At 38.5% G+C, this 14,028-nt stretch carries 11 protein-coding genes; 4 read left to right on the top strand and 7 right to left on the bottom strand.

Annotation, left to right across the window (positions count from 1 at the left end; translation table 11 throughout):
* Positions 1-20: 20 nt before the first annotated feature.
* Complete coding sequence (locus MHI40_RS21700) at positions 21-932, bottom strand: hypothetical protein (RefSeq protein ID WP_340765467.1); 912 nt, start codon at positions 930-932, stop codon at positions 21-23.
* Positions 933-1,086: 154 nt separating this feature from the next.
* Here MHI40_RS21700 and MHI40_RS21695 point away from each other — a divergent pair, with 154 nt between their 5' ends.
* Complete coding sequence (locus MHI40_RS21695) at positions 1,087-1,704, top strand: hypothetical protein (RefSeq protein ID WP_340765466.1); 618 nt, start codon at positions 1,087-1,089, stop codon at positions 1,702-1,704.
* Positions 1,705-1,773: 69 nt separating this feature from the next.
* Here the strand turns inward: MHI40_RS21695 and MHI40_RS21690 are convergent, their stop codons facing one another.
* A complete protein-coding gene (locus tag MHI40_RS21690) occupies positions 1,774-3,033 on the bottom strand; it encodes a hypothetical protein (RefSeq protein ID WP_340765464.1) in 1,260 nt (419 codons plus the stop codon).
* Positions 3,034-3,463: 430 nt separating this feature from the next.
* Complete coding sequence (locus MHI40_RS21685) at positions 3,464-3,622, bottom strand: hypothetical protein (protein WP_340765462.1); 159 nt, start codon at positions 3,620-3,622, stop codon at positions 3,464-3,466.
* 106 nt (positions 3,623-3,728) lie between these two features.
* On the opposite strand from MHI40_RS21685, the gene MHI40_RS21680 reads away from it, so the two are divergent.
* Entirely contained in the window at positions 3,729-4,580 is an 852-nt protein-coding gene (locus MHI40_RS21680; RefSeq protein ID WP_340765461.1) for a helix-turn-helix transcriptional regulator, read from the top strand.
* Between the two features lie 691 nt (positions 4,581-5,271).
* On the top strand, positions 5,272-6,315 hold the full coding sequence (locus tag MHI40_RS21675) for a hypothetical protein (RefSeq protein WP_340765459.1): 1,044 nt from the start codon (positions 5,272-5,274) through the stop codon (positions 6,313-6,315).
* Between the two features lie 270 nt (positions 6,316-6,585).
* Here MHI40_RS21675 and MHI40_RS21670 read toward each other — a convergent pair whose 3' ends face one another.
* Positions 6,586-7,167: a hypothetical protein gene (locus MHI40_RS21670; protein ID WP_340765457.1), complete on the bottom strand. Its 582-nt coding sequence runs from the start codon at positions 7,165-7,167 to the stop codon at positions 6,586-6,588.
* A 136-nt stretch (positions 7,168-7,303) separates the two neighbouring features.
* On the opposite strand from MHI40_RS21670, the gene MHI40_RS21665 reads away from it, so the two are divergent.
* Complete coding sequence (locus tag MHI40_RS21665; protein WP_340765455.1) at positions 7,304-7,747, top strand: hypothetical protein; 444 nt, start codon at positions 7,304-7,306, stop codon at positions 7,745-7,747.
* Between the two features lie 42 nt (positions 7,748-7,789).
* Here MHI40_RS21665 and MHI40_RS21660 read toward each other — a convergent pair whose 3' ends face one another.
* The 3 genes from MHI40_RS21660 to MHI40_RS21650 form a co-directional block, all read right to left on the bottom strand.
* On the bottom strand, positions 7,790-8,242 hold the full coding sequence (locus MHI40_RS21660; protein WP_340765453.1) for a hypothetical protein: 453 nt from the start codon (positions 8,240-8,242) through the stop codon (positions 7,790-7,792).
* Positions 8,243-8,308: 66 nt separating this feature from the next.
* On the bottom strand, positions 8,309-11,182 hold the full coding sequence (locus MHI40_RS21655; protein ID WP_340765451.1) for a M23 family metallopeptidase: 2,874 nt from the start codon (positions 11,180-11,182) through the stop codon (positions 8,309-8,311).
* Positions 11,183-11,255: 73 nt separating this feature from the next.
* Positions 11,256-14,021, bottom strand: coding sequence for a hypothetical protein (locus MHI40_RS21650; protein WP_340765449.1), 2,766 nt, complete (start codon positions 14,019-14,021; stop codon positions 11,256-11,258).
* Between the last annotated feature and the right edge of the window lie 7 nt (positions 14,022-14,028).

Here is a 14,028-nt window from a genome sequence, read left to right as displayed (position 1 = left end):
CTCCTCCTCTTTTCTTGTTTTTATTTTTTTTCTGTCTCTTTTTCTATTGCTTCTTCATCGTATGTTTGACTTTCCACTAATCCTGCTTCTGATAGATAGATCAGCACATCCGGTGCGTCATACTTTAAGCCGTTCTCTTTCAATAGTTGAACGTATCCCTTGAGTGTTTCTTGAATAGATAAGTCTTCTTTCATCGTTTTTTCATAATGAGACATTGCGTACCCTGACACTTTATCCCCTTCTAGAAGAGCATTGCTGTTTTGTCCAAAGTAGAGCGTCGCATAGAAAGATCTGCTTATATGGAGAGATTCCTCCATTTGTGTACCTTTGTGTTTCTCGAGTAATCGGTCAAGCTTCTTAATGCGTTCTGCGACGATATCTAAGTCAAGGACATTGGATTCTGCATTAAAATAGTGCTTTGTCTGTTCTTCACCAGTAAATAGCATAAATTCATACATACTGACATCCATCCCGGATTTGTATTCTTCTGCTACTCCAACAAAATCAGGGCTAAACATAGTCAAGCTTTCTGTTCGGAAGAGAACGAGAGAGTGTTCACTAGCTTCTTTCAATAGAGCCGATAGTCCATCGCTAGCATCTTCTACACCGGTTTTCCATTCGTTCGATAGACTAACAATGCCTAGCTTATTTAGTTCATCCACGTAAGGTTTTACCTTTTCATTTAACTCCATAGCTTTTTCATTTAAGCCGTACAAATAAGCATCTACACCATGCATGACACCCGTTTTGCTCATTTGTGTAATTTTTGCATCTAATTTTTCTTTCGTTTCTACTGGATTAGTAGCTGTCTCTGCCATTTCTGTCAGATATTTTTCTTCTGTATCGGCATCCCATTTTTCTGTTTTTTTCTCACATGCTGTCAAAAGCAATCCGACTGTCAGAACTACTGCCACCCTTTGTTTCCATTTCATATAAATCCCTCCTATTTGTTCGTTGAAGTATTCTATTCAAAAAAGGACATTGCTACTACGCATTGCCATATGAACCTGGTAGAACAATAGGAATAAATACGTTTGTCATCGCATATGATGTAGCAGATTCAAAAACGAAAGGGGAATTTTCATTATGAAAATCAAGAATAAAAAAGGTGTAACAATCGAGGAGTTCGCAAATCAATTAGTTTCTATTAAGCAACAAACGAATGAGGATATCGTCGGACTATTTAATGTTCTACCTGATTTCACAGTGCTTGTAGAGATAGACAATTCAACAACTCCAATGGAAATTGCAGATGAAATTCGCTCAGAGATCGAAGATTACTTTGGTGTAACGGAAGAAGATCATGAGGTTGTTGCAGATTTTCTAAACGAAGAAATAGCGAGTGACACATCTGGTCAAAACCCGTTCCAGAAAGTATTAATGGAAGCTGCTCTCGGTAAAATTCCTTTTGGTGGGGCTGTTCACTTCTTCCAAGAAGCAGAACTGGAAGCTGAAATGGAGCAACAAAAATTAGACGAGGAGCCAGAAGAAGAATACACACCTGAGCCCGTTCTACTTGGTGCAGGTATTTCTGTCAATGGACTCTCTCCTAAAGATGACTTAATCGTTCAGCAAGCATTCCAGCAAATTGTAATGAAGGCTGCTCGAGGACAAATCAGTCATAATGACTGCCTTTTCTTAATGCAAGAAGAAGTTAAGAAATATCCTGGTGCAACAATGATCGTGAACACGCAATACGTATAAAACGAAAGGACGCTTCGGCGTCTTTTTTTTTGCACATAAAAAAAGACCCTCGATTAGAAGGTCTCCGTCTTACTTTCGAATAGCTCGCTTTGGCAATGCATGAAATTCGTTCGAACTTAATTGATATTTCTCAACCTCATGTTTTTTAGGACGCCGATATTCCAGACCAAAATCCTGAATCCATGTCATCCACTCTCTCTCTACCACTCGCTTGACTTCCTTCGCTGTAAAACCCACCACTGTTATATCTATTAGGGATTGTTTCCGAACGGGTCCATTTTTCATCAATTGTCCAAAAATACCTCTTAATGTAGGTGCTAGGTGTCTTGTTTTCTTCGTATTATCTACTAATTGTGGAAAAGCTTTATTTGCTGATTCTTCTCCCATCACAGCACGAATTTTTTCTTTCGTCGATTTTCCATATGATAATTTCTGTAGATTTAACTTGCGAAGGTTAGATTCTATTAGTTCCAACGTTTCCTTATAAGAAGGAATGGAAAAGTAGGAAAGATGGAACCCATAACCTAGTTTCGATTGTCTGTGTAGTGTTAAATTGCGTAAATTATCAGGTACATCATCTATAGGAACCTTACGAATAATTCCAAGAGAAGCTAGAGTGTTTATCTTTTTAGTGAAAGTGGTCCTTCCCTCTCCAGCACGTTCTGCTAAGTATCTATGAGAGGCGAAAAACACCGGATTTCCTTCATGTGACCAATGGCTCTTAACCAAAAACGACTCTCCCGATTGAATGAGTTCTTCCAAAACGTGTATTAGTGGCTTCATCACCTTATGATTACGCAGTCCGCTCTTCTGCCAACATTTCATTAACTCTCGGTAATGTTGGTGACCAGATGCTGGCCATTGTTCCTTTACTACATCTGGGGATAGGTGCTTACTGATAAGGTCACAGGCCTCGATATTGCTTAATCCAAATCCAAGTTCAACTAGATCCGTTATGTCCAGTGACACAGTATGGTACATTTTATCTTTTGAACGTTTTGCTCGAGTAAAATAACGAGAGTGTCCTTGTTCATCAATATAAACCCAAGCAAAATGTTGGGGAAATAAGAGACAGGGAAAATATTCTCCTTCTGGCAGATTTGGTCGAAAACATTTATGTACAGGAATTTCTGCAATTATAGAATAAAGAGTTTTTCCTTTTGCGGCAGATAAATCCATTTCTTTTATCGCTGTCAAGTCGAGCATATTAGCCCAACCATTATTTTTAAGGAGGGATGCACGCTTCTCTTTTCGATTAATTCTTCGTATACGTTCCTTTTTTTCATCCAGTTCCCGTTCAATAGCTACGAAGTCTTGCGTTGCATACATGTCAAAACTCCTCCTTTTTACTTGCCTATACTTGTATACTACAGTATACACTTAATATAATTAGTTGTCAATGTAATCCCGAATAAAAATAGAACACCGCAGTACACATGAAAGTGTCTGCGGTAGTTTTTAAGAAAAAAAGAGGGACTTATTAACCTTATTGATTAAAAGAACACTCTTTCTCTTTGTACGCCACTGGGATGTCTTTTTAGTAATTATTCGTCTCTGATTTTTAGCCGCCCAAAAAGCCCTGCTTCTTGGTTTGTTATGCGACTATAAAATCAGACCACTTGAAAGTTTATACATCCGGTTGCGTTTGTTTTATTCTATGCTTTCCAAAATATTTCATTCCAAATTATAGACGAATGACTGCATAAATAAAAAAAAGATTGACTCTGGCGTGCAGGAGTCAACCCTTTTCTTAAATCTATTAATGCTTCCCATCAATCGTTTCATCTGAGTTTTGTACATACTCTGTAGTCGATTGTTTCTCTAAGTTTGTATCCTTACCGCTTGATACATTAGTAAATAGTCCAATAGACATTAAAAATGCTACGATTATTTTACCGAATCTATTTTTATTATTCATTATAACTTCCCCCCTTACTATCTCTCTATCAATTAATATAATATAATAGGATTAGTAAAGATATAGGATGTTATGCAAGAATGTGTAAATTAAGGGGGTAATATTAATGGAAGGTTTCGGTAAAAAAGTAGCTTATTTCAGGAAAACAAAAGGAATATCCATAAAGAAGCTAGCAGAAGGTTTATGTGACGAATCTACTATTTATAGACTAGAACAAGGAAAACAATTACCAAGACTAGAAATTGTTAATGATATCTGTCTGAAATTAGAGATTCCATTTAAAGCATTATTCCCGTTTAATGAAGAGGTTGAGGAACTAAAAAAAAGATGCAGGGAATTTACATATGCGGAGGATTTTATCTCATTAGAACTTGTTTTAGAAGAGTCTAAGCAAATATTACAAGAATTAAACTCTCCTTATTCCAAACTAGAATTCGGAAAATTTATTGGGTGGCATCGAGCAATTCTTTTACATAAAAAAGAAAACAGAATAGATGAAGCGTTATCCGTTTTGAATAGCCTCGTTAATTTAAAGAAATATGGTTCAGAACTAGATACTAGCATCGTTAATTCTATTGGGTTAATTTACTTAGCAAAAAAGAAATACCATGAGGCCATACATATTTACGAAATTCTTTATGCAAAAATTATAAACCGACCTATCATAGAAGATTCTACCCTTCTTCCTAGAATTGGATACAACTATTCAAACTCTTTGTTTAAAATCGGGAATTATGAAAAAGCCTTAATCGTAGCTAAAGAAGTCCTGTCTAACATTGAAACACATCATTTGATGTATTTATTAGGTGAAACCTATCATCTTATTGGTGTCCTTTCTAAAAAAAACGGAAATCTTATTGATGCTGAAGAAGCCTTCAATAAGGCCTTGTTAGTTTTTATTCTTACTGCAAACGATACGAATGCCAATAGGACCAAGGAAGACCTCAAAAATCTATAAAATTAGCTATGTATAAAGGTAATTTAGATTGTGTTTTTGCTCTTCTTTCATTGTTTCACACTCCTCATGCTCAAAAAAATCAACACTATATTATACAAGCAAAACACACTGCCAATGCTTCATTTATGGCAGTGTGTTTATACATTAGCTTTATTTCATTTTGGATTTGTAATAAAAGTGTTTCATCAGCACACTTGTGTATACTTTTTACATTTTATATAGCCAATAGCAAACTTTCTACGTTCTTATTAACAACAATATTAGTTTCCTGCATTCACTAGTACACTTATTAATTCAGTTAATGTTTTTAAATAACTTACCAAAAAGAAACTATTTATCGCTAAAACTATTAATGAAATAGTAATTATTGATTTCATTATTTTTTCCAAAAAAATCACCTCATTTCTTCAATAATATATCATATTATTCAGAAATATATATATTAATAACAAATTCTTGCATAACATCCTATTTCTTATCAAAAGATTCTTCAGTACTATTGAAATTAGATATACAGTTAAAGGAGGACACGAATGGATAATTTAAGTATTACTTTTTATGGCACTTGATTGTCAGTCTCGTGAATCCCCTACGAAACTGGGACTGATGCCTAGTAAAACAACAGCATTTCAATATTTTTTCACTAATTCACTAGTTTCAAACAAAAAATCATAAAGGAGAGATGGTTAATTTGAGTAAATTTAATTTTTTTTCAAAAAGAAAGTTTGCTAGTTCTTTAATGGGTGTGGGTGTATTAATTGCAGGTTTAACAATAGGTAGCCCAGATGCGTTTGCTAAAGACGTGAAGATTAATAAGTGGGAAGAATACAAGGATACATCCACTAAAAACATTATTGAGGATAATATTAAATCGGTTCAGCCCGGATCTTCTAAAGAAACGTATTTGTGGTTGCACAACAATGGTGAACCAATTGATACAAATATCATTTCAGGCGATACAGATTTTTATCTTGAGGCAATTTCAAAAGACGTAGTAAACGGACAAGAAGTGATTGATTATTATTTTAATCAGGTTGAAAATGAAGAACGTACATTAGATGATATTAAGGAAACAGTCCTTGAACGCAAAGCAGAAAACAAAAATGAGCTTTCTGTTAAAATGGGATCTTCTGAAAAAACAAATCTTAAAAATGACAATACTGTTTCTATTGCAGCGGTACAGCCTGTAGCAAATCCTGTTATCAGAAATTTTAACTGGTCTTTCAATAGTTCTGCTCACTATTTAACAACTAGTGTGGAAATGAGCAGAAAATCTAGTACTGCATCTATTAACGGTGTGGCTGGATCAGTATGGGATGTTGTGACAAATACTCAATACGAACGTACGAGTGGTCTACGCTATTTAAATGATCTATATACTAGATTAGCTGTACCATATACTTATCAAACTCTTTTAGATTGGGGACCATCTACTACAAGCAGTAGTACTGTTGCGGTTTCTCTATCTGGTGCTGGAGTACCTGGGATTAGTTATAGTTTTAATACTGGGGTTCGCTATAACACAGTAGACCTGTCTTCTAAGAGTTCTAAATATGGACGTTGGAATTTTACTAGAGCTTTATATCCAATCTATTCAAACAAGTTAACTGCTCGTCCTGCAATTAGATCTTCAAACACAAGCGGTAATTTCGCACTTGAATTAAGTCATTCCCTTGAGTTCGATAACGTAACAAATAATACCGGAGTTATAACAATTACAACTCCAGATAGATAATTAACAAAAGCTCAAATCCACAAGGGTTTGAGTTTTTTTTTACTGTTGCTTTATTTTTCGTTCAGTTCCAAACAGAGTAACTACACACAAAAAAAACTGCCAACCGGCAGCTTTCCCATCCGTCCTGAGATATGATGAATCCCTAGAATTCAGTCACATGAACTAACCATAACTATTAACATTCGTTGTTCACAAGGAATGTTCTTAGTATAAGATAGCTATAAGGACGTCTATAAACCATCATATGCTTTAACCAATTTATCTATTCAGTTATCGTATACGAATAGTAATGCTTCTCATTTTTACACCTAGTCGTTCTGCTACATCCTCTTGGAGTTCAATCATAAACACATCTCCGCTTGTCACTTTCTCTTTCGCAAAGGTAATGACATGCTCCGTTTCCGTCTGACTAATTGTCTCCATTTCCATCTCTTGACCATTCATAACTACACTATGATTCAAGGCTTGAAAAATCTTTCCTTTTATACTCTCTTCCAATGGAAGGACAGAGAATGGGGCACGCTTTTCTGATACTGTTACGAGAAGTTCTTCAGCAGTTATTTCAAGCTCTCCACTTTCAGGGAATTTTACACCGTTTACGTCGATTTCATAGCTCCATTCTTGCTCAATCAGTTTTGCTTTCTCTTCCTCTGTCAATTTCTCAGTTAGCTCTCGTACGTAATCGCGATAATATTTGGCCTCTTCTTTAAACTGAGAAGCTTCAACCATCTTTTCTAGCTCCTTTTTGTCAATTTGAACCATTTCTTTTGTTTTCGTTTCTTCTTTATCCGAGCAACCCATCAGAACGAGTGTTGCCGCTAGTAATATTCCACTTATTTTTAATAGTTTCATCGGTAATCCTCCTTTCTATAATCTATTCATTTTACATGGATTCATTCATTTAAATCGTCGTACGACGCCGTAGAAAACTATTTACAGCATAGACTCTATTCGGAAGCATAAGATAGAAAAAAATGAGGTGTTGTATATGGTAAAAGACAAAAAAAAATGGCTACTTCCTTTGTTAATTCCTTTGGTAATTCTACTCATAGGTATAGCCTACTTCTACGCATGGCCTGAAGGTAATGAAAAAAATCTAGATAATTATTCCGTCGTTCCACTACCGGCAGAGGAGAACTTAGACGCCTTTGCATATAATGTGAGCAATGTCGAATTGGATAAAAAGCACGCTATTATCACCATTGAGGCGGACAGTCTGATGATATATGGTGTCGAATTTATCAAGCCTTTCGAGCGATATGTTAAAGAAGAAAACAAATCCGTACAATCTGTCACTTTGCTAATATATGAGACAAAAGATGGTGTCAGAGTAATAGATGACCCTATATATATATATGAGGAAGAAACGCTTCGTATGTTAAAGACGGATTTAGAATCGCACGTAGTAGACGAATCGGTATCTTATGAATAGACACACGAAAAAAGAGGTTCCCACTCGGGGACCTCTTCTTTGTTAACTTTTCAGCCATGCGTTTCCGAAATCCATTAGTTCTGGTCCGGATAGAACAGCTGCGTAAACTAGTATGGCAATGACCATTACGATGACGCCTTTTGCAGCACCACTCGATTTACCCATTGCACCCGCCCCCGTCAGGAATGCACCGAAGATAAAGAGAATAATAGCGAATGGTTGACCGAACGTTTGCATAAGCCCAACGACATCAAATCCTTTTCTCTCTACAAAATCCTTCGCTTGTTCAATTTGAACATTGGGTACGTTCACCGTTGGGACACCGCCATTTACATTCTCGTCCGATGTCACCGTTAAGCCTGTCAATGGGTCGGCATTGTTTTCGCCTAACCCTTTACTGGAGTAACTTGCTGCATCCGCGAATGCAGGAGCACTCATCCAAAGGAATACTGTCACCAGCAGGAATGCTGTTACAAATCCATTTATTTTTGACATATCTCTCTTCACCTCCTTCTGGTCTTTTGCTCTATCTTATGCAGATAGGCTCTCATTCATAAGAGCTTATTTGCATGCTGCTTGTGACTTTCCTGCTCCTACTACGATGAAATAAGGATCTACGTATTGACCACCCACGTTAAATTCAAAATGCATGTGAGGTGCTGTCGAAGACCCTGTCGTTCCTGTTAGTCCAATAGCCTGTCCTTGTTTGACTTGCTGACCAACTTGGACTAATCGCTGACTTAAATGGGCATATACGGCTGAGTTGCCGTCCGTAAAACGGACAGTGACATATTCTCCCCAACCAGTACCCATATTTCTGGACACTTCTACCACACCATCGGAAATGGCGTATTGTGGTGTTCCTGTAGGCACTCCTACATCTACCCCTCTGTGCAGTTTCATGACCTTTTCGATGGGGTGGAGACGCATTCCGTAACAGCTAGTCACAATTGGGTTCGGAATAGCTAAAGGCGTGATGTACCCGCTCGCATTCGGCACTAGATTAGTAAAGCTCTCGTAACTTCCGCCCGCTACAGGTGCTGCTGTAGCTGGATTAAATCCTTCTTCCCAGAATTGTTTAGAGTCTGCATCTCCTGTTTCTGAGAATAGTATTTTTTTGTCGAAGGTAGAGGCTTGTTTCATAACGTCGACAACTTCCCATTTATTCATAGAATGTTCAAATACTCTTCTTGGCTCATCTTCTTTGTATTCTTTTCCGATGATTGCTGCGATGATTTTTTTGATAGAATCAAATAATCCACCACTTTCTTTTTCAGGCTCTTTTTCAGGCTCTTTTTCAGGTTCGGACCCTTCCACTGGAGTTTCTGGCGTATTTGGTGCAAAACCTTCTAATTTGTCCCCTGCATAATAACGCATCACGTTTTCGATATAGCAAATATCGCCCCATCGACTTCCCCCAGATTTTTCAAGGTTTGGAGCACACCAATAACTAGCACTCTTTGAACCCGAATAACCCGCTGCTGTTGCTAGTGACATTCGTGCTTCTTCTCTGTATTGCATCCATGCATTACCACTATCCATCCATGCTTCTGGATAATTCTTTTTCATAAATCCACTAACATCAAAATTGTACGACTGGAGTGCTTTTAACGGATTGTTATCATGTGCTTGCATTTTACTAGCAAAATACATGACCCCCCACTTAATCGATTTCTCCGGGTCGTTCCGTTCATTACCACCTATATAGAAGGTTTCCGATTGACCACTATTATTTTTTGCTGTCACTGCTCTCGGATCATTTCCTAAATTGACAATTTGCATAAGACCATCTTTGATATGGGCTTTCCCTCCTGATTCTTGTGCGATAAGGGCAACAATTAAATTAGGGTCTACACCAAACTGCCCAGCATATTTTTCAATGATGTCGTAGTACTGCATGGAACGGGTATAATTGGCATTATTCGTGTGGGTACCTGTTTCGATATTGCCAAGGTCCATTGTGATTCCGCCCATTCGTTCTTCAAAATCGAATTTTTCCATTACGGACTTTGGAACCCATGAACGGTAAAAGAACCCGTAATCCATCAAATAATCTGTGCCGTGGTCTTCTTTTACGAAACGTTCTGGCATTGGCATTGGCTTATCTTCCATAATTTCTCCCTCTCGGAATCGATAGAGGTCGACAGTCTTCACGAATACTTCATATTCTTCTGCTACTTCTTTTTTTGGATCACTTGGATCTTGAATCATTCGTGTGCGAGTTTCATAGACATCATGTGTTTTATAGAAAATGCGGTTCGCATCGCTCGATGGATCTGTGTCTGTTGCGTCTCGAAGTGGTCCCACCGGCTCTTTAAAATTCTCATATGCGAGTTCGATATCCATGTTGAATGTTGTTGCATGCTCAATTAACCAGATTGTAATTGGATACCCTTTCATCATGTAGACATACTCTATACTAATGGGTTTTTGTTTCACGCAATCGCACCCTTTGTCATAGTAGTCTTCTTTTGTCCAAACTCCCTCTACCGTTCGAATAATTTTATCTGTTCGATATTCAAAGATCGTTGCTAATCCCCAGTCATGAACAGATTTCTCTGTCTTCTCAGTGAATTCGTTCTTCTCTTCATCAAACACACGAGATTCTGCTTCTAATTGTGGATCAGCTAGTTTCTTTTGCTTCACAGAAACACCCTTATCCGAAGTTGCTATATAGGGATCTTCTGGAGAACCTACTCCACGAGCTGGCTTTACCTTATCTTTACGTTCTTGCATTTCACCGTTTTCTAACTCCTCATAATAAACGGGCTTTAAAAACTGTTCTGGATAGCGGAATGCCTGTCTATGCAAATCTTCATCAAGAGAAAAAAGGAAGTTTGCGTTCATAGTGTATGTTTTCTCCTGTTTGTAGTAATCTTCCACAGAACCATCTGCCTTCGTAAGACCGTAAGGCACATCCCCTTTTATTCCGGGATTTTTATCTGTTAGCTTGTAAGGCATAACTGGCTTGATAAAGTTCCATGAAGGATCGTCTTCTTCATCAATTATTTGCCAGTACCCAAACCGCTCTTGATTACGATAAAAGTCGATGATCGCTGTGTTCTGTCCAGATACTTCTTTTACCGAATTGCCGTATTTGTCATCGACTTGCATTTCATTTTGATGTACATCTTTCTCGCTGTATTCCTGGTCTTTCCCTCTCATTTCGAACATTACATACCATGCTGATATGACGATAAATACAACAATTAAAAAGCCAATAAGTACTGGGGCTAAAAGTTTTAGGGTTGCTGCAAATCCTTGTGCCATAGCAAATGCTAACTTTTTCGCTGCCATTCCAGCCACTTTTTTCCCGATTCCTTTTGATGCCTTCCGAACAACAGCTTTCCCAGCCTGTTTCGCACCGCTCCCTGCTTTTCCTGCCATATCTTTCGCGAGGCCATCGCCTTGCGTTTGTTTGTCTTCATTACTCATGCTGTTCATCACCCCTTTTTGCCTTATATGCAATTAGAGGGCATTCGACAACCAAAAAAAGAGACCACGAGGTCTAAACCCTCGGGATCTCTTCGTTATTGGTAGTACTCTCTGGCTCTGTAGAAGAAGTCGCTTTTGGACCTGCGAAATATGCGGGTGGAGCAGCTTGTTGATCTGCTCTTCTTGTTTGTTCAAAGCGGACTCTACCATTTTCGTTAGATGAATTAAGTGATTGGAAGCCCATACGGTCTGTAGCTTTCTTACCATATAAAACTTCATAGTTTCCTTGTGCATTCACGCGAGCATTGGAAACACCTTGATGATACAGATTTAATCTTTCGCTGTTGTCTTCCGAACTATATGCGTCTACGTAGCTTTGAGCCTGAGAAGCATAAGGAGAGGAAGGCGTATACTCCATCCACTGGCTACCCGCGTCTGAACGTGCACTGACAATTCCTACGTCGGACAATTGATCTCCATCAAAAGCTGCTTCTTCAGTTCCGTCTGCTCCAATATAAGAAGAATCATAACGAACAGGTTGTTCCATTGTCATCCCTACAAACTCGTTACTTGCATCGATTTGTCCGCCTGATGATTGGGTTCCTGTTCCTTCTCCTGAAGATCCTTTCTTATTTGAACCTTTCTTGCCATTCTCTGGCTTTTCACTTCCGCTATGGAAACGATTGAAAGCAGCAGGTCCTTGTTCTCCACCTAATGCCATACCATATCCAGCAGAACCCGCTAATTTAGTAGCTACATATCCAGCACCAGCAGCCGTAACTAATGCAGATTTTAATCCGCTGTTATTAGAACCTGATGAATTCGCACTAGTTTGGGCTTCAGATTTTGTCATGCCGTCAGAACCTCCAACATATGGACCTTCTTCTGATAATGAACCTCCACCTAATCCACGTTCTTCAGTACTTCCTGCACCGCCTGAAGCACCTGCTGTCATAGAGGAATTATTCATATTTGCACGACTACCTGATGAAAATTCACTTCCTGAAGGATTTGACGAACCTCCCCCTGACGACTCCCCACTACCGGATTCACTGGATGAAGATTTACCTCCATCATTCGACTCTTTCCTATTGTTATGCTCTTTTCGCTTGTTTGTACCCGCTTTAATTGCAGATGCTCCAAGTGCAACAGCTCCTGCAGCTCCAGAAACACCCATCTTACTTGCAAGGTCTCCCCCGTTACCAAATACTAAACTACGGAAGAAGTTTGTGAGCGTGATGAGGGCAAATAAGGTTACTGCTGTTTCTACACCTCGACTCATTACTGATGTTTGCAACAAGAAAGCCAGAATGAAAGCATGGAACGACTGCATAAATACATGTCCTGTGAACTCACGAACTGCATTTCCGAAGATCATTTTCCATTTGCCACCCATTGCAATAGCGACCATAAACAATGGTGCCATCATCATCATTATTGCTATGATGATACCCCTGATAATATAAGTGAAATTAAGCCAAAGTTCTACAAAGAAATAGAAGAACTGTAAAATAACTCCGCCCAAGAATCCTGAATAGTTGTTCACTTCACTAAGTGTATTTCCATGCGTTTTTAATGCACCAAACAGATCTACTATCCGATAATTCATCATCAGGATAAAATCCATAAGAGGCATGAGAAATACGAGAGCAATAGAGGTAACAATCAAGTCTTGAATACCTTCCATCATCGAAACTCGCATCGCCGGGTTCACAATAGACAAGTTACGTTGTATCAACATTTTCGCAAAAGCGAACATAATAATAGAATATGCTACAGCTAGGAACACGTAATAATATTTCGACATGTTATCTTCCCATGCAGATGGCATTACCCCATGATGCCAGTAGCCAGAGTTACGTATACCCTCGTTGTAAACTAGATCATTCATAGGATAGAGTCCAAGTACGTCACGTAAGCCTCGAAGTGTATTCTCTGTCATCTCCACTACTGATTCTTCTAGCTTGCCAACTCGACGTATCTCATTGACATTCGTAGTTGTATGACCATTTACATCAAAGGAATACCATGCTTGGTAAGCAATATTCGACCAGTTCAGATATTTAGTATCGTCTGAATACTCATAACCGCGTTTCAGAGATTTAGCAAATTTGTACGTGCTTGAATCTGCATTATATCCCTTGATCATTTGGAAAGGAAATTCGAATTTTTGAGTTCCTTTGGAAATAGTGATCCAGTCGGCATCGCCAAGACCATCTTTTGCTAAGCCTTGATTCTTAATTCTCCCTTTCGAAACTTTCCATTCATTATTCGGACCTACACTTTTCCCTCCTTGAACAGCAGCGATTAACTTATTCGTACGCTCCCTTAATTCTTCAAGAGATTTCGTTGGTTCACCTGCATAAACAGTGGCAAGTGCACCATTCAATCCACCTACAAGCGTGTCACTAATTAGTTTAGCACGCTCATAGTCTGTTGCGGTTGCATGATTTGTTGCTTTCCAAAGTTCCTTGTTTGCTGCAAGGTGCCCGCCATCTTGTTTGGAAGGGAACGAGAAAATCATCGGAGGGTTACCATTTAACTGAAGGCTGGAAAACTCTTTCTTTTCAATCTTCGTTGGCACATCGCTAAGAGTACCTCCAGTGCTACTCAGGTCCGTAAAATCACCTAATGCATACTCTGTATGTTTCGACTCTCCAGACATTTTCGACACTTTATCATGCAGAATGAACGAGCTATACTCAAAACTTCCGTTATCAACCAAGACATTCATAAAGTAAGCGTCATGTGCTTCTGCTATGTTACTTGGTCTAAACATGCTGACAAGTACAACCAATATCATCAGCAACGCTGGCCATTTGCGTTTTGTTTTATTCAATTGGGTA

The sequence above is a fragment of the Psychrobacillus sp. FSL H8-0510 genome (assembly GCF_038008345.1).
GTDB classification, from domain to species: domain Bacteria; phylum Bacillota; class Bacilli; order Bacillales_A; family Planococcaceae; genus Psychrobacillus; species Psychrobacillus psychrotolerans.
The sequence above is the reverse complement of the archived record's forward strand: the minus strand, read 5'-3'. Positions and strand labels throughout refer to the sequence as shown.